A 15,681-nucleotide genomic window follows, 5' to 3' on the forward strand; every position below is an offset into this window, starting at 1 on the left:
ACCTGGTGAATGCACACCCGACCCGGCGCGCGCCCAGGCGAGCATGTCCGCTGTCAGACATTGAGTGAGGTGTCGTCAGGCGTGGCACCGCTGCGAGAAGAGAACAAGCCGCGAAACCTCAGTCGCCGGGGTGTCTGGCCGTACGAGTCCGACACGCCCACTCTAACGGTCCTAAGGTAGCAACCCCCGGGCGACCGGGGACGCGAAGCAGCCAGCGTCTCACGCAGAGGCTGGCCGCGTGCCCACTGCCGCGAGTCCCGCGGTAAGAGCGACCGTAAAACAAACAAGGCCCGTACACTCGGATGCCCTGGCGCCTTTTCCCCAGCCTGCGAACAGACGCGAAAGCACCAGGTCCTGAAGACCCAGGAAGGTCGCTTCGTCCTGCTGGAGTGCAACGACACGTCGGGATTGTCGGGCTTTCCAGAGCATGACGAGGGCCTGAGCGGCGTGGGGTCCATCGGGACACAGCCGCTGGCATTTTTGCCAAGTCGGCTCACCCGGAGGATTCTGGGAATACGGACTCACGAGGGGGAGGCTCCGACATGTCGACGGCGAATCCTCGCTCGCGCCGCTTCATCCTGGAGCCACAGCCTCGCATGCGGATCGCCGTCATCGCCACGTACACGCACCCCACGCGCCTGCGCATCAAGGAACCCTCCATCATGCAGTCCTCCGTGCCGGAGCTGATCGCCGGCCTGTGCCCCAAGCACGCGGAGGTGGAGGTCTTCAACGAGAAGGAGGTGGACATCCCGTTGGACCGGCACTGGGACCTGGTCTTCTTCTCGTACCTGCACTCCTACTACGAGCACACCAAGGTGCTCTCCACGCTGTTCCGACAGCGAGGGATGACCACCGTCGCCGGGGGCCGCCACGCCACGCACTTCCCCGACGACGCGGCGCTGTACTTCGACGCCGTCATCACCGGCGAGCCCGAGTCCAACGTCCCCGCGCTCATCGCGGACTTCGAGAAGGGCCAGCTCCAGAAGCGCTACGAGCGGCCGTCGCTCGGCCCCACCGCCATCCAGCCGTATCGCTACGAGCTGATCGACTTCACGCACAACAAGGTGCGCCTGCCCGGCATCGAGGCATCGCGCGGCTGCCCGTTCAGCTGCAACTTCTGCGTCCTCACAGGCAATGAGCGCTACCGCTACCGCCCCGTCGCGCAGGTCATCGACGAAATCCAGACGCGCATGCGCTGGAACCCCAACTACCTGGGCTTGATGAAGGACGCCTTCATCTTCCTCGACAACAACCTGGGCGGCTCTCCCAAGTACCTGCGCGAGCTGTGCGAGGCGCTGATTCCCCTCAAGAAGACCTGGGGCTGCGCGCTCACCTTCAACGTCCTCAAGGACGACTCGCTCGTGAAGCTGATGGCGAAGGCCGGCTGCCGCTACGTGTACACCGGCCTGGAGTCACTCAACCCCGAGTCCATCAAGGCGATGAACAAGGGGCAGAACACGCTCTCGGAAGTCGACGCCGTCATCCGTCGCACCTTCTCCGCCGGCATCCTCCTGTCCTTCGGCCTCATCGTCGGCTCGGACGGCGACACCAATGAGTACCTGGAGAAGATCCCCGAGTACCTCGCGGACCTCCAGTACTTCTCCGTCACGTTCCTCGGCATCGTCAGCCCGTACCCGGAGACGCCCTTCTTCCGCGAGCTGCAGGCCGAGGACCGGCTCCTGCCCGGCACCGTCAGCCGCGACTACGACGGCTACACGCTCTGCCACCGGCCGAAGAACCTGCACCCCTCCGAGGTGGTGGACCACTTCCACCGGCTCTGCGCGCAGTTGGGGAGCCTGCCGAACATCGCCCGGCACTACTGGTCCAAGCTCACCCTGAGCAACCTGCCCCGCTACAAGCAGACCATCCTCTTCGCCGGGCCCGAGATCCTCAGCATCCGCAACCCGCTGAAGAACCCGGCCCGCCGCTACATCGCCGGCCTGGACGCGCTGGAGGACTGGGACACGAAGCAGATGGCGGCGCTGGGCCTCCAGCCGCAGCGCATCACCTGACCGCGACGGCGAGAGGCACTTGCTCCGGGGCCGGCGGCGTCAGGCCCAGCTCGGCCTCCAGCCGGTCCAGGCGCCGCAGCTCCGCCTGGGCGCCAATGGCCTGGAAGATGTCGCGCGCCCGCGCCAGGAACTCCACGCGCCGGTGCGGCAGCGCCACCGCCGCGTCATGGTACGCGACGCCCGTCTCCCACCGGTTCGGCGTGTCCTCCAGGAAGGCGATGGCGCCGAGGAACAGCGACTCCGCCGCCTTGCCGCCCTTCTTCAGCGCCAGCGCGCGCGCCGTCACCCGCATCGCGGGCCCCTTCATGTACGGGTAGTGCCGCCCCAACAGCCGCGCCTTGAAGAGGCAGCGCCGGACGATGGCCCACAGCGTCTCCCGAGGCACCGCCACGGCGCCCTGCTCCAGCGCGAAGAGCGCGCCCTCCGCCGCGTCGACGAGGCCAATCTGGAGGAAGGGCACCAGCACGTGGTAGCGCCACAGCGCCTCGTCCGCGCGCACCGCCATCAGCCCCGCTTCCTCCACCAGATGCTCGCGCACCGTCACGTTGACCAGGTGGTTGAGGCTGGCGCACTGGTTGGCCAGGTCCTGCACCTCGATGCTGATGCGCAGGCCCTCCTCCAGCTCCGCGCACAGCTCTCCCACCTCGCCCTCGCCGCGCAGGTAGCGGCACATGGGAATCCACGAGTGCGCCCAACCCTGGTGCATGAGCGCGTGCAGCTCCTCGCCCATCTTCCCCATCTCCACGAAGGCCCGCTCGGCCCCCTCGAAGCGCGAGGCGAGGAACTGGCTGGCGCCCAGCATCATCAGGCCCGTCTGCACCTCCCACATGTCCCGCACCTGGCGCAGCAGGGACATGGCCTGCTCGGCGTACTGCGTCGCCTGCGCCAGCTCGTTGCTGAAGATGGCCAGCGTGGCCAGCCGGCTCAGGGCGATGCCCTCCGCCGCCGGGTCCCTGGCTCGCCGCGCGTAGTCCAGCGCGCGCAGACACCAGCGCTTCGACAGTCCGAGGAAGCCCGAGCCGAACAGCAGCGAGCCGTAGTAGCTGCTCGCCAGGCTCAAGCCCCGCTCCCCGCGCGAGCGCTCCGCCATGATGGTGGCCACCATGGTCGCCCAGGTGAGCTTGGCGATGTCCTTGAAGTAGTAGATCTTGATGAGCGAGATGAGCGTGGAGAGCTGCTTGAGATACAGCGGCAGCCGGGAGCCCAGGGGTCGCGCCAACCAGGGGAACAGCGCGTAGAGCAGGTGCAGCCCGAAGGCCAGCAGCGTGCGCACCACGAGCGCGGGCAGGCTCCCTGGCATGCGCTGCCCCATCAACTCCATGGCCCGCTCCAGCTCCTGGATGGCCCGCTTGGACTCGCCCTTCTCCTGATGCGCGCGCCCCAGGCCCAGGTGCAGCTCCGCGCGGCGTGACTCCAGCTCCTCGTCCGCCAGGCACTGCTCGAACATGTGGATGGCGCCCGCGTAGTTGCCCGCCTGAAGGAGCGTCTCCGCCAGCTCCTGCATCACCCGGCGCGTCTTGAGCAGCACCTCGTCGGGGTCCAGCTCCATCGTGCCGGAGAGGATCTCGATGGCGCGGTTGTAGTGGTGGAGGGCGTCGTCGTTGGCGTACTGGCCGCGCGCGCCGCGGGCCGCCATCAGCGTGTACTCCAGGCCCTTCACCTCGTCGTTGCCCGCGAGGAAGTGGAAGGCGAGGATGCCCGCGGACGCGGCGGTGTTCTCACCCGCGCGGGCTTCCAGGAAGCGCGCCAGGCGGCGGTGCAGGTCCTCCTTCGACGACACCATCAGGGTGTTGTAGGCGACGTCGCGGATGACGATGTGCTTGAAGATGCAGGTGTAGGGCTCCTCCACCTCCAGGAGGATGAGGCCCAGGTGCGTCAGCGTGTCGATGGCCTCGCGGATGCGCTGGCGGGACACCGAGCCCGGCGCGAGCGCCGCCACCGCGTCCAGCGTGAAGAGGCGGCCGATGACGGACGCCACCTTCACCACCAGCTTCTCCGTCTCGCTCAGCAGGTCGATGCGCGCGAGCACCACGTCCTGGATGGAGTCCGGCAGCACCAGCGTCTGGAGGCTTCGCTTCAGCTCCCGCCGCGACGCACCCGGTGACACCGGCCCCAGGTAGCCGCCCTCCACCAGTCCCTGGACGATGGACTCCGCGAAGAACGGATTGCCCTGCACCTTGGACAGGAGCACCTCCTCCAGCGCAGTGTCGGGCGGCTCCATGCGCAGGTGCACGCGCAGCAGCGCGCGGGTGTCCTCGTCATCCAGGCTGGACAGGTCCAACCGGCACAGCCCCGGCATGTCGTCGCGCACGTTGCGCAGCTGCTCGCCGGGCCGCATCGTCACCAGCAGCGTCAGCCGCAGCGGAGCCAGCCGGGCCGCCACGTACTCGATGAGGTCGACGGAGATGTTGTCCGCCCAGTGCAGATCCTCGAAGAAGAGCAGCAGCGGCGTCTGGCGCGCGTGCTTCTCCAGGAGCTGGAAGATGATTTGAAACACCTTCTGGTTCTTGTGCCGCGCATCCAGCCCCACCGTGGCCGGGTCCTCCTCCACGCCCAGGCCCAGGATGGCCGCCATGACGGGGATCCACTCCAGGCCCGCGTCCTCCAGCCCGTCGAAACCCTGGCGCAGCCGCGCGAGCTGCGCGTCCACGTCGTCGCCCTCGTGCAGGCCGAAGAGCTGCACGAGCACCTCCTTCCAGGGGAAGAAGGGCGTGAACATCTCGTACGAGTAGCAGATGCCGTACAGGCTGCGCGCCCCGCGCGACTCGGCGTCCTCCACCACCTTGGCGCCCAGGCGCGACTTGCCGATGCCCGCCTCGCCGGACACCACGCACAGCCGGCCACTGCCCGAGAGCGACTCCTCCACCGCCGCGTGGAGCTGCCCCAGCTCGCGCCCGCGCCCGACGATGCCGCCTCGGCCCTTGATGAAGAGGCTGCGGCGCACCTCGCCCTTGAGCTGGTAGATGGGCACCGCGCGGGAGACGCCCTTGAGCGTGGCGTCCTCCACGAACTCCGTGGTGAAGCCGCCCTGCTGGAGCTTGCGCTCCGTCTGCGCGTCGATGTGGATGCCCACCCCGTCCGCGTACGTCATCAGCCGCGCGGCCAGGTTCACCACTTCGCCCAGCGCGGAGTAGCCCTTGCGCCAGGGAGAGCCCATGTCCCCGAAGTAGGCGTGTCCGGTGGCGATGCCAATCTGCAGCTCGCGCACGTACGGGAAGGACTCGCGCTCGCGCAAGAGCTTGCACGCCAGCCGGCTGGCCAGCACTTCCTTGTTCTGCTGCGCGGTGGGCGCGCCGAAGAGGACGTAGAGGACGTTGCCCTTGTCGGTGAAGTCCGTCATCAGGAGCACGCCGCCGTGGTGCGCGCTCTCGCGCTGGACGTGCTCGTAGAAGGCGTTCAGCTCGCGGGTGAAGTCCTCGACCTCGTACGGCGGATGGTCCGTCTTGAAGCGCAGGAAGAAGCAGGTGAGGTCGCGGAAGTCACCGCCCAGCTCCTGGTGCGCGGTGGTGATGCGGGTGAAGAGCACCGGGTGCAGCAGGAGCGCGCAGCGGCCCACCAGCTCCTCGCCCCCGGGGAAGCTGAACGTGGGCGGAGGCCGCGCCGTGAGCGGCACCGAGGGCTCCAGGCGGAAGGCGCCATCGCGCTCGTCGCCCACTCGGGCCAGGTCCGGCAAGAGCGCCCACGCCTCGCGGCTCAGGAGGACCTCGCCCACCTGGGCCCGCTTCTCCGCGGCCACCGCCTGCTCCAGCGGCCGTCCCACGAGCGCCGGGTGCATCCACATGCCCGTCGTCCCCAGGACGATTCGGTGCGACTCCCCCACGCCGATGCCGATGCGCGACGACACCGCGAAGCGCTGCCCCAACAGCTCCAGCCGGGAGAAGCGCGCCAGTCGCCGCTGCACATCCAACGCGCAGCGCGCGGCACGAGCCACCGCCTCCGCGTCGCCTTCTCCCTCCGCGGGCTCGAAGCACGCGAGGATGGAGTCACCGGCGAACTGGTAGATGTCGCCGCCGTGCTCCTTCACGACGTCGATCATCTCCGTGTAGTAGCTCTCCAGCAGGCGCTGGAGCGCGTCGATGCCGCGAGGGCCCTCACCGCTCAGCCCGACGACGATGGGCGTGAAGCCCGCGATGTCCAGCACCAGGATGGCGCCGCGCACCGCCTCCACCGGGGGCAGCGCGTGCGCCTCCGTGTCCTCCAACCGGCGAAGCAGCGCGCCAGGGATGTAGGGCCGCAGCGAGGAGAGGACCAGGTCGATGTCCGACGACGACATGCGGGTGCCCTCAGCCCAACGTCCGGAAGCGGATCCACATCGCGACCACGCCCACCACGGCGTAGAAGAAGCCCTCGATGGTCTCCGACAGCGGCTGCGCCCGTCTCAGCGCGCCCCACACGTGGACCACCACCATCGCCGCGCACACCCAGCCGATGAGCTCGAACAGCGCCGGCTGGCTCCGGGGCTCCGGAATGTAGCGCACCACCGTCAGGATGATGGCCAGCGCCACCCCACCCAGGCAGCGGCCGAAGTACACCGTCAGGTCCGTGTTCCCCTGCACCGGCGCCCAGCCGAACCACCGCGACCAGCGCAGCGGCATCAGCAACAACGGCAGCGCGAACACCAGCAGGAAGAACGTCGTCGAGACGGCGAGGAACCAACTGGCGAGTGGGTATTCAGCACTGATCATGTCGACGCACAGAACGACGCAGAACCCGAGTCTTCAGCGTGGAGCACTCAGTGAACCCCAGGCGTCGCATCCTAGTCGTTTTTCCCCCGGCTTCGAGTGCCCTCGATCAAACCCAGCATTCCTGGGTTTTCTCGCTCAGGGAGCAAGGGGCCTGGCGGGCTCACGGACGGAGGCGCGAATGAACTCGGCGACGCGCTCGAGGGAGTCGGTGCGCTCCAGCTCCGAGGAGAAGCGGCGGAAATCCTCCGGGGGACCGAAGAGGATGATGGGCTTGCCGTAGCGCAGGCAGAGCGAGGCCTCCGCCGAGGTGCCGACGCCCCCCGGCAGGGCCACGAGCGCATGGGGGGTGAGCACGTTGATGTGGTTGCGGCTGAGGGGGTCCGTGCCCTGCACTCCGCTGAGGGGGAGGTGGGTGTAGATGGCGAGCTCCACCCCGGGGTTGGGGTAGCCGGAGCGCGGCACGTAGTCGCCGTCCTTCACGGTGCCAGGGACGATGCCGATGGAGATTCCCTTTCGACCCACCACCTGGACGAACGCGTCCGCCGCGGCCCGCATGACGCCGCTGCCGGCGCCGGTGAGCAGGTCGAATCCCGCCTCGGCGATCCACCGAGCCAGCGGAATGACACGCTCCCGGTGCTCTTCCTGGCCTGATCCGAAGACTCCGATGATCCGCCGTTCCCTGCGCATGGATGCCCACTCCTTCCCGGACCTGTGACCGGCCCTACCCCCAGCTTCTTCCATGTGCGTCCGACGCATCCGGCGCAACCGTTCAGTGCCTCACAGAGCTGGCGTCCGCCGTTCACCGACGGAAGGATCCACCCCAGGACAGACGCTGAAATGACACTTGCAGGACGGCGCGAGCACCGGGGTGGGTCCCCCCAGGAGCCCTCCACCTGTCAGACCCCCTCCCTACCCTCCTTCACGTCAAGCCTGGAGGTCGGCCTTGTTCGACACCTGTGGTGGATGTGAGCGGCGCGGTGGCCCCAGTGAAATCTTCGACTGGTGCGCGAACTGCGAGCTGTCTTTATGCCCCCGTTGCATGAAGCGGGGCTGCTGCGGTGCGCTACCCGCGGAGTCGGGGCGGGATGCTCCGTTGATGTTGCCGGACCCGCCGGAGGAGGAGGAGGCGCCGCTGCCCGAGCATTTCGGGGGGCGGTGCTGTTCAAGCGCCCGCGCGGTGGCATGCTCGTGCGCCTTCCACTGGGTCTGTGAGCGGCACGGGGACCAGCACATCGGCACCCACGACTGAAGCGACGGCGTGAGGGAAGAAAACCCCGGGCGCGCGTTCAACCGTCGGCGGCACAGAGCCAAGGGTGTCCCAGGTCCGGGGCGCTCGTGACGAACACAGCCGGGGGACTCGTCGATGACCATGGTACTGGGGCGCGGACCGATTCATGTCCGGCTGATGGAGCTGGTCGCAGCCGCGGCGACGAACGACGCGGAGGTGCTCATCCAGGGCCCGAGCGGCGTGGGCAAGGAGCTGTATGCGCGGCTCGTCCACGAGCAGAGCGCCCGCGCGCCCCACCCGTTCATCCCCGTCAACTGTGGCGCCCTCCCGCCGGACCTCTTCGAGAACGAGCTCTTCGGCCATGTGGGCGGCGCCTTCACGGGCGCCAAGACTCGCAACCGGGGGCTGGTGGCGGAGGCGGAGCACGGCACGCTCTTCCTGGACGAGTTGGACGCCCTCCCGCTCTCCAGCCAGGTGAAGCTCTTGCGCCTCATCCAGCAGAAGGAATACCGGCCGCTGGGTGACTCGAGGCTGTACCGCTCCGACGTGCGCATCATCGCCGCCACCAACACGGACCTGCTGGCAGAGGCCCAGGCGGGGCACTTCCGCTTCGATTTGTTCTTCCGCTTGCGCGTGCTGCCCATCGACGTGCCCCCGCTGCGCGCGCGGCCCGAGGATATCCAGCCCCTGTTCGAGTACTACCTGCGGCGCTACGCCGACGAGTACGGCAAGGCGCCCGTCACCTTCTCGGAGGCCGCGCGGCATCGGCTGATGACCTACGCGTGGCCCGGCAACATCCGCGAGCTGGAGAACTGCGCGCGCTACCTCTTGTGCACGCGCGCGGGCACGTGTGTCGACGAGGAGGACTTGCCCCTGCTGGAGGAGTCCACGCCCCGCGGCCACCGCGAGCCGAGGTCCTCCGCCTCCCGCGAGTCCTTCCAGGTGGCCAAGCGCCGCGTGGTGGAGGCCTTCGAGAAGGCCTGGCTGGAGGGCTCGCTCGTGGAGCATGGGGGCAACATCGCCGCCGCCGCTCGTGCCAGCGGGAAACACCGCCGCGCTTTCTTCGAGCTGATGCGACGGCATGGCCTCAAGGCGCACTCGCGCTGACAGGGGCCCTCGTCACCACGGGGCCTTCGTGGGACAGCTCCACGGTGAAGTGGGCCGCCGCGACGAGCATGCGTGTCGACATGGAGGGACAAGGTCAGTCGCCGTCGTGCGCCAGCGAAGAAGACAATTGACGGTGGGCGTTGGCTTGGTCGAGCAGCAGCCTGCCCTTGGTCTCGAAGGTCTGGACCGCGTCGGCACCGGCGGCGAAGCGCGCCGGCGGATTGTCGAGACCGGCGAGCTGAACGATGGCGCCGGCGAGCTTGACCGGGTCTCCACCCTGCTTGCCGTCCATGCTGCTCCAGGCAGCGACGGTCTCCCGGGTGCGCTCCGCGTAGTCGTCGATGGATGACTTCGCGTAGGTGGTGGAGCCCGCGGTGAGCAACTCGGTGCGGAAGAAGCCAGGCTCGACGAGCATCGTGCGGACACCGAAGGGGGCAAGCTCCGGTGTGAGCGACTCGACCCAGCCTTCAATGCCGAACTTCGCGGCGGCGTACGCCGTGCAGAACATCCCGCCAGCGATACCAGCGGTCGAAGAGATGGTGAGCAGCAGGCCAGAGCGTTGCTTGCGCATCACCGGCAGCACGGCGCGGGTGACGTTCATCGGGCCGAACAGCAGCGTCTCGATTTGATTGCGGACCTGCTCGGGACTGAGCTCCTCGAAGAAGCCGGCGTAGAAGTTGCCCGCGTTGTTGACCAGGACGTCAATCCGGCCGAATTTTTCGAGGGTGGCCTCGACCGCGTCCCGGGCATCCTCGGGACGAGTGACGTCGAGCTTGATGGCCAGCAAGTCGTCGTGGTCCCCGATCGCCGCCGAGACCTTCTTCGGGTCACGTCCGGTGGCGACAACGGCGTGGCCGACGGAAAGCGCCGCCTTGGCGAGGTTGACGCCCAGTCCCCTGCCAGCGCCGGTGATGAGCCACACTTTTTTATCAGTCATGAGAGTCACTCCGTTTCGTCGACAACGCGCATCTGCATTTCGTTCATCCGGCCGCCGTGCACTTCGAGCTTCACCAAGGCGGCGTGGAGCTCACGAAGCTCCGATGGCGTCAGCTGCACCCGGACCGCCGCCAGGTTCTCCTCCAGGTGGTTCAGCCTGCGCGTGCCTGGAATCGGGACGATCCACGGCTTCTGCGCGAGGAGCCATGCCAGGGAGACCTGAGCGGGCGTGGCGCCCTTCATGATGGCAAAGCGCTTGAGCAGGTCGATGAACGGGGTGTTGGCCGCCAGGCTCTCGGGACTGAAGCGGTCAAAACCAGACCGAAGGTCCGTTTTGGAGTCGAAGCTTGTCTGAGCATTCATTGCACCAGGCAGATAACCCATTCCGAGCGGCCCCCAAGGAACGAAGCCGATGCCCAGCTCCTCACACACGGCGAGCACGCCGTTTCGCTCGGGAGTTCGCTCCATGACCGAGTATTCGGTCTGGACCGCGGACACGGGGTGAACGGCATGTGCCCGGCGGATCGTCTTCGCGCTCGCCTCGGAGAGACCGAAGTGGAGCACTTTCCCCTCGGCAATCAGCTCCTTGATGGCACCCGCCACGTCTTCGATGGGCACACTCGGGTCGACCCGGTGCTGGTAGTAGAGATCGATGCGGTCTGTCCGGAGACGCTTGAGTGAACCCTCGACCACCTTCTTGATGTGCTCTGGACGGCTATTCAGTCCCGGGGGGCCTTCCAGATTGAAGCCGAACTTGGTTGCAATCACGACCTGAGCGCGAATGGGCGCGAGCGCCTCGCCGACAAGGTCTTCGCTCGTGTAGGGACCGTAGACCTCGGCCGTGTCGAAGAACGTGACACCCTTCTCGTGGGCCGAACGAATGACCTGGATGCCCTGGCCTCTGTCAGCGGGTGGGCCGTAGTTGGCACTGATGCTCATGCATCCATGTCCAAGCTCCGAGACCTCGAGGCTTCCGAGCATTCGCGTCTTCAACTTGCCCTCCCCTCCACGCAACCCGCGGGTCTTCTCCTGGGGCTGACTGGATGGCGTAGCGCACGCCCATGGACCCACCGCCAGCGCTGCACCGACAAGAGCACTGCTCGCCAGGAAGTCTCGGCGCCCGAGGGCTCGGCGCTCTGGGGAGTTCGAGTCAATTGCCTGCTCGTGCTTCTTCATCGCGGGTCCCTTTCGGTCTCGTGCCACCATGCCCTGAGAGATACGCCCCGCCTGCGCGAAGGACTAGACGCCACCAGACCTACGGGCTGTTAAGCCCTGCTCGACAATCACCCTCTGAGTTCACGGTCACTTCGAGTGATTCCGAGCGGGCGACCGGGCAAGCTCCCGAGCATGAACCCGATTCCATTCCCACAGCTCCAGGCGTTTCTGACCGTGGCGCGACATCGGAGCTTCAGCGGTGCGGCGAACGAGCTGAGCGTCTCCAGATCCGCCATGAGCCAGGCGGTAAGGCAACTCGAGGAGCACCTGCGCGTGGTGCTGCTCACGCGCACGACGCGCAGCGTGGCCCTCACCGATGCGGGAAGGCGACTGGTGGAGGAGGCGGGTCCCGGGCTCCGCCAGATGCAGGCGGCCCTCACGACCGCATCCGCTCAACCGGGCGAGGCGGTGGGCCGGCTGCGACTGTCGACCCCACTGATGGCCATGCCCTTCGTCATCACTCCCGTGCTTCCTGCCTTCCGTGAGCGACACCCGAGAGTCGAGGTAGAGGTCGTCGTCGAGGACCGCTTCGTGGACATCGTGGCGGAGGGCTACGACGCGGGCGTGCGACTGACCGAGGCCATCGAGCGGGACATGGTGCAGGTGCGTCTCACCGACGCGTTCCGGTTCGTGGTGGTGGGCACCCCCAGCTATCTCAAGCGCCACGGCGTGCCCCAGAAACCCGAGGACCTCCTGCGCCACGAGTGCATCACCTACCGCTCGCAAACGAACGGGACGATCTACGCCTGGGAGCTGGAGCGTGGCCGTAGGAACTGGCGCGTGCCAGTGCGAGGGGGCGTCGTCACCAACAACGGCCAGATGATGCTGTCCCTGGCGGAGGCAGGCGCCGGGCTCATGTACGCATTCGAACCGCAGGTGCAGGAGCATCTGCGCACCGGACGACTGAAGGTGGTGCTCGAGGCCTATGCGCCCACTGTTCCTGGCTTCTTCCTCTACTTCCCCAGTCGGGCGCGGCGCTCCGGGCCACTGCGCCTCTTCGTCGATGCGGCGCGCGAACTCTCCATCAAGGCCGTGTGAATGCCGGTGCCAGGAATTGCTAGAGTCCCCACATGCGTCCCAACCTGCGTCTGGCCCGAGGAAGCGTTGCGCGTGTCCTGGTGTGGGTCACCAGCGGCATCATCCTCCTCATCGTCATCGCCATCGTCGCGTTCGATATGTTCATCCGCGCGAAGTACGAGCCCACGCTCGATGCGTTGCGACAGGACGTCACGGCGCACCTGGACCTCTTCTGTCAGGAGCAGACGACGCTCGCCGCCGACCCGTGGTTCCATGAGCCACGCACCCAGGGCGACGCCGGGCCACTGCTCAACCGCTGGACAGAGTGGGAGCGTCCAGGCCCGCCGATGCCCGGGGACTCACCGCTCCAGCTTCCCGCTCACTTGAAGGAGAAGAAGACGCTGGAGGAGTGGTTCGCGTCGAACCCGGACCTGTCGTCGCTGAACTTCGAGTGGATGCGCGAGCTTCACCGGTTCGACCGCTGGGACATCCTCCAGAACATCCCGTTCAAACACGAGGAGCCGTTCAACCTGCTGACGGCTCCCTTTCCGAACTTCATCGCGCTCCAGGACTGGTCCAAATTCCGGCTGCTGCAAGGCATGCGGACCGGACAGGTACTGGAGGCAGCGCGGGACGTGCGCCACCTCGCGTGGCTGTCGTACCGGACGGACACCGTGCTCGGCGCGATGATCGCCAATGCCCTGCTGGGGATGGAGCGCAAGGCACATGCGCTGATGAAGGAGCCGCCCGCGGAGTGGCGACCGATGAGCCAGGAGCAAAGTGACCGCCTGAAGGCCGTGTTCTGGGCGAGCATGACGTTCTCCAGCATCAACACGCCCGTGGACGTGGCCCGGAAGGCGCGAAGCTGTGGGTCTGGCATCTCGCGCTGCCTCGGCCTGGTCGAGGCCAGCAACATGGCGAAGTACCTTCAGCCCCTCGCGGAGCCGACGAATCGCGAGGCCTATGCGGAGTTCCAGAAGGAGGTGGCCACCACGCCCTGCCCCAACTCCATGTTGGCGACGCAATGGCAGCACGGAAACACCATCGATGATCACCAGCCCGTCGGTGGCACCATGCCCGACCAGCCCGCATGGATGCGAAATCTTCCCCGCCGCTTTGCCGGAAAGCACATCGCCGGAATCCTGTTGTCCATCGGGGCCCAGAACATCGACCTGCTGAAGAAGCTCCCTCGGGGACAGGCCACTCCGGCCTCGGCCGAAACCGCGCCTTGAACAATTCGTAGCCACGACACCGGCTGAGCCTTCGCGCTCCAGGGCCGTGGTGCGCCCGGAGGTGCCATCGCGCACGGCCAAGGCGCCGATGGACCTTTTCGTCCACCCCTGACTTCGCAACGATTCCGCGAGGTTCCGAGCCATCCACTGGAGCAATTCATCCGCCTTGGCGCGACGCGTGTACTCACCGCGTCACTCAAGTGGCTGGGATCACTCACGCGCGCGCGCTTCGCCGCGTGGGCACGCCCGTTGCTGTCCATCCGCTGACCTTCCCGCCGCACCATGGGGGTGTGGGTGGGGGGCGGATGCCAGCGCTGGGGGCACGGGTCGGTGGCGACGTACGCGGCGATACCAGCGGTAGGACAAGCCCTCCTGGCCCTGCTGGAGCAGGCTTGCCCCAAGCCTGAGTTCGAGGGCGCGAAGTTCCGCCTCTATCAGGCCTCCGACTTCAAGGCCCCCATGGACGAGGGCATCTCCCTCTTCCTCTTCCGCGTCACCCCCAGCACCACGCGCCGCAACCTCCCCGGGCGACTCGACTCGCAAGGACGCCGCACCCGCCGGCCCCTCCCCGTCGACCTCTATTACCTGCTCACCCCCTGGGCGAAGTCCGCCGCCAAGCAACACCGGCTCCTCGGCTGGGCCATGCGCCAGCTCGAGGACACGCCCACCCTCACCGCCAGCTTCCTCAATCACTACGGCACACCCGAGACAGACACCTTCCTCCCGGATGAAACAGTCACGGTCCTCTACGAGCCACTGACCATCCAGGACATGCTCAACGTCTGGGAGCCCGGCAAGCCCAACATCCAGGTCTCCGCCTCGTACGTCGCGCGCATGGTCGGCATCGAGTCCGCCATCGCCGACGAGGAAGCCGGCCCCGTCCAGACTCGCGTGCTGTCGCCCGGAAAGGTGACCGAGCGATGAGGCCCGCCATCCAGGTCCTCGAGCACGTGTCGCGCATCGCACCGCTCGGCATCCGCTTTCGCGACGAGGCCACGGGGGCGTGGGTGAACGAAGGACTGCGCGTCAGCGCGTTCCCCGTGGGACAGCCCTCGTTGCGCCGCGAATCCGTGGTCAACCGCTCGGGCCTCCACCTGCTGATGAACCTGCCCGGACTGAGAGATTTGGAGTTCGGGGACGAGCACGCCGGAGACGACGCGTGGTGGGCCGCCCTCCCCTCGCGACGTCCGTACACCATCGAAGTGCACGACAACCTGGACCGCTTCCTGTCGTGCTCCTTCCGCGCCCAGCTTCCACACCGAGGACTCTTCTCCCTCGACTGCGTCGCCTCACCGCCTTCCCCTCTGTCACCACCAGCGCCCTCCGTGCCGCTCTACTCCGCGCCCACGCGCCAGAGCGCCGTGCCCATGGCCGTGGTGCGCGCGGAGCTGTGGGACACGAAGGCGAAGGCTCCCGCCGCATGGGCGTTGGTGGAGGTCACCTCCGCGGGTGGCGTCACCGCGCGCGGCATGACGGATGAGCGCGGACGACTCGCGCTGTTCTTCCCGTACCCGGCTCCCGTGGACTTCGCTCCCGGCTCTCCCGTGGATGCGTCCAGCCTGCCGCCGGGGCCTCCTCTCTTGGAGCAGACCTGGCCGCTCCAGCTTCGCGTCCATCACGACTACCGCGCACCTGGGACGGCGCTGCCGGACGTGTGCGTCACGCTGTCCCAACCCCCGGCGGGGGTGTGGGCGGATACGGGCAGCCCCCAGGCGCTGCTCGAGCCAACGCTGCGCTACGGCCAGGAGCTCGTCCTGCGCACCCAGGACGCGCCTGCCTCCCGGCTGTGGATCACCCCCACGGGTTCACCTCCCTAGGAAATGACCGATGCCTGAATATCTCGCTCCCGGTGTATTCGTCGAAGAGACCAGCTTCCGCTCGAAGTCCATCGAGGGCGTGAGCACCACCACCACCGGATTCATCGGTCCCACCCGCTATGGGCCCGTGGAGCTGGAGCCCGAGCTCATCACCAGCGTGGTGGAGTTCGAGCGCATCTACGGCAACCGCCGACAGCTCGCGTTCACCGACGACGTCACGCTGCACAACTACACCTGGCACGCGGCCCGCGCCTTCTTCGAGGAGGGCGGCAAGCGGGTCTACATCAGCCGCGCCTTCCGCCGTCCGGATGACAAGCTCTACACGGGCCTGGACACCACCATCGACCTGGGCACCGGCACCGCCGTCTCCACCGAGTACAACGACGGCCACGCCCGCGCGCTCCTGGACGCGAGCTCGAACCCCAAGACGGA

General features: G+C 67.5%; 11 protein-coding genes and 1 pseudogene. 7 read left to right on the plus strand and 5 right to left on the minus strand.

All coding sequences use genetic code 11. The annotated features are described in order from the left end of the window. Window positions 1-542: 542 nt before the first annotated feature. On the plus strand, window positions 543-2,012 hold the full coding sequence (locus ACN469_RS34335) for a B12-binding domain-containing radical SAM protein (protein WP_498774984.1): 1,470 nt from the start codon (window positions 543-545) through the stop codon (window positions 2,010-2,012). Here the strand turns inward: ACN469_RS34335 and ACN469_RS34340 are convergent. From ACN469_RS34340 to ACN469_RS34350, 3 genes are all read right to left on the minus strand, one after another. Continuing rightward, a complete protein-coding gene (locus tag ACN469_RS34340) occupies window positions 2,005-6,285 on the minus strand; it encodes an AAA family ATPase (RefSeq protein WP_498774986.1) in 4,281 nt (1,426 codons plus the stop codon). The two genes, ACN469_RS34335 and ACN469_RS34340, sit on opposite strands and share 8 nt — an antisense overlap. Before the next feature lie 10 nt (window positions 6,286-6,295). Beyond that, the gene (locus ACN469_RS34345) at window positions 6,296-6,697 is read right to left on the minus strand and encodes a hypothetical protein (RefSeq protein ID WP_498774988.1); all 402 of its coding nucleotides are present in this window, start codon (window positions 6,695-6,697) and stop codon (window positions 6,296-6,298) included. Window positions 6,698-6,832: 135 nt separating this feature from the next. After that, window positions 6,833-7,384, minus strand: a complete 552-nt coding sequence (locus ACN469_RS34350; RefSeq protein WP_498774990.1) for an SLOG cluster 4 domain-containing protein — start codon at window positions 7,382-7,384, stop codon at window positions 6,833-6,835. 676 nt (window positions 7,385-8,060) lie between these two features. On the opposite strand from ACN469_RS34350, the gene ACN469_RS34355 reads away from it, so the two are divergent. Next, window positions 8,061-9,032: a sigma 54-interacting transcriptional regulator gene (locus ACN469_RS34355; RefSeq protein WP_498774992.1), complete on the plus strand. Its 972-nt coding sequence runs from the start codon at window positions 8,061-8,063 to the stop codon at window positions 9,030-9,032. A 94-nt stretch (window positions 9,033-9,126) separates the two neighbouring features. Here the strand turns inward: ACN469_RS34355 and ACN469_RS34360 are convergent, their stop codons facing one another. Both ACN469_RS34360 and ACN469_RS34365 read right to left on the minus strand, forming a co-directional pair. Next, complete coding sequence (locus ACN469_RS34360; protein ID WP_498774994.1) at window positions 9,127-9,969, minus strand: SDR family oxidoreductase; 843 nt, start codon at window positions 9,967-9,969, stop codon at window positions 9,127-9,129. Window positions 9,970-9,974: 5 nt separating this feature from the next. Continuing rightward, window positions 9,975-11,144 carry an aldo/keto reductase gene (locus ACN469_RS34365; protein WP_498774996.1) on the minus strand — a complete coding sequence of 390 codons (1,170 nt, stop codon included), beginning with the start codon at window positions 11,142-11,144 and terminating at the stop codon, window positions 9,975-9,977. Between the two features lie 171 nt (window positions 11,145-11,315). On the opposite strand from ACN469_RS34365, the gene ACN469_RS34370 reads away from it, so the two are divergent. The 5 genes and pseudogenes from ACN469_RS34370 to ACN469_RS34390 form a co-directional block, all read left to right on the plus strand. Continuing rightward, window positions 11,316-12,221 (plus strand): LysR family transcriptional regulator, encoded by a 906-nt coding sequence (locus ACN469_RS34370; RefSeq protein WP_498774998.1) that lies wholly within the window; start codon window positions 11,316-11,318, stop codon window positions 12,219-12,221. Between the two features lie 32 nt (window positions 12,222-12,253). After that, complete coding sequence (locus tag ACN469_RS34375) at window positions 12,254-13,432, plus strand: hypothetical protein (protein ID WP_498775000.1); 1,179 nt, start codon at window positions 12,254-12,256, stop codon at window positions 13,430-13,432. A 330-nt stretch (window positions 13,433-13,762) separates the two neighbouring features. Continuing rightward, window positions 13,763-14,356 carry a Pvc16 family protein gene (locus tag ACN469_RS34380; protein ID WP_498775002.1) on the plus strand — a complete coding sequence of 198 codons (594 nt, stop codon included), beginning with the start codon at window positions 13,763-13,765 and terminating at the stop codon, window positions 14,354-14,356. Further along, window positions 14,353-15,249: a hypothetical protein gene (locus ACN469_RS34385; protein WP_498775004.1), complete on the plus strand. Its 897-nt coding sequence runs from the start codon at window positions 14,353-14,355 to the stop codon at window positions 15,247-15,249. Before ACN469_RS34380 ends, ACN469_RS34385 begins: the two co-directional genes overlap by 4 nt. A gap of 10 nt (window positions 15,250-15,259) precedes the next feature. Next, a pseudogene (locus tag ACN469_RS34390) lies at window positions 15,260-15,681 on the plus strand (phage tail protein); the annotation flags it as partial.

It is taken from the genome of Corallococcus terminator (assembly GCF_049194865.1).
Classification (GTDB): domain Bacteria; phylum Myxococcota; class Myxococcia; order Myxococcales; family Myxococcaceae; genus Myxococcus; species Myxococcus terminator_A.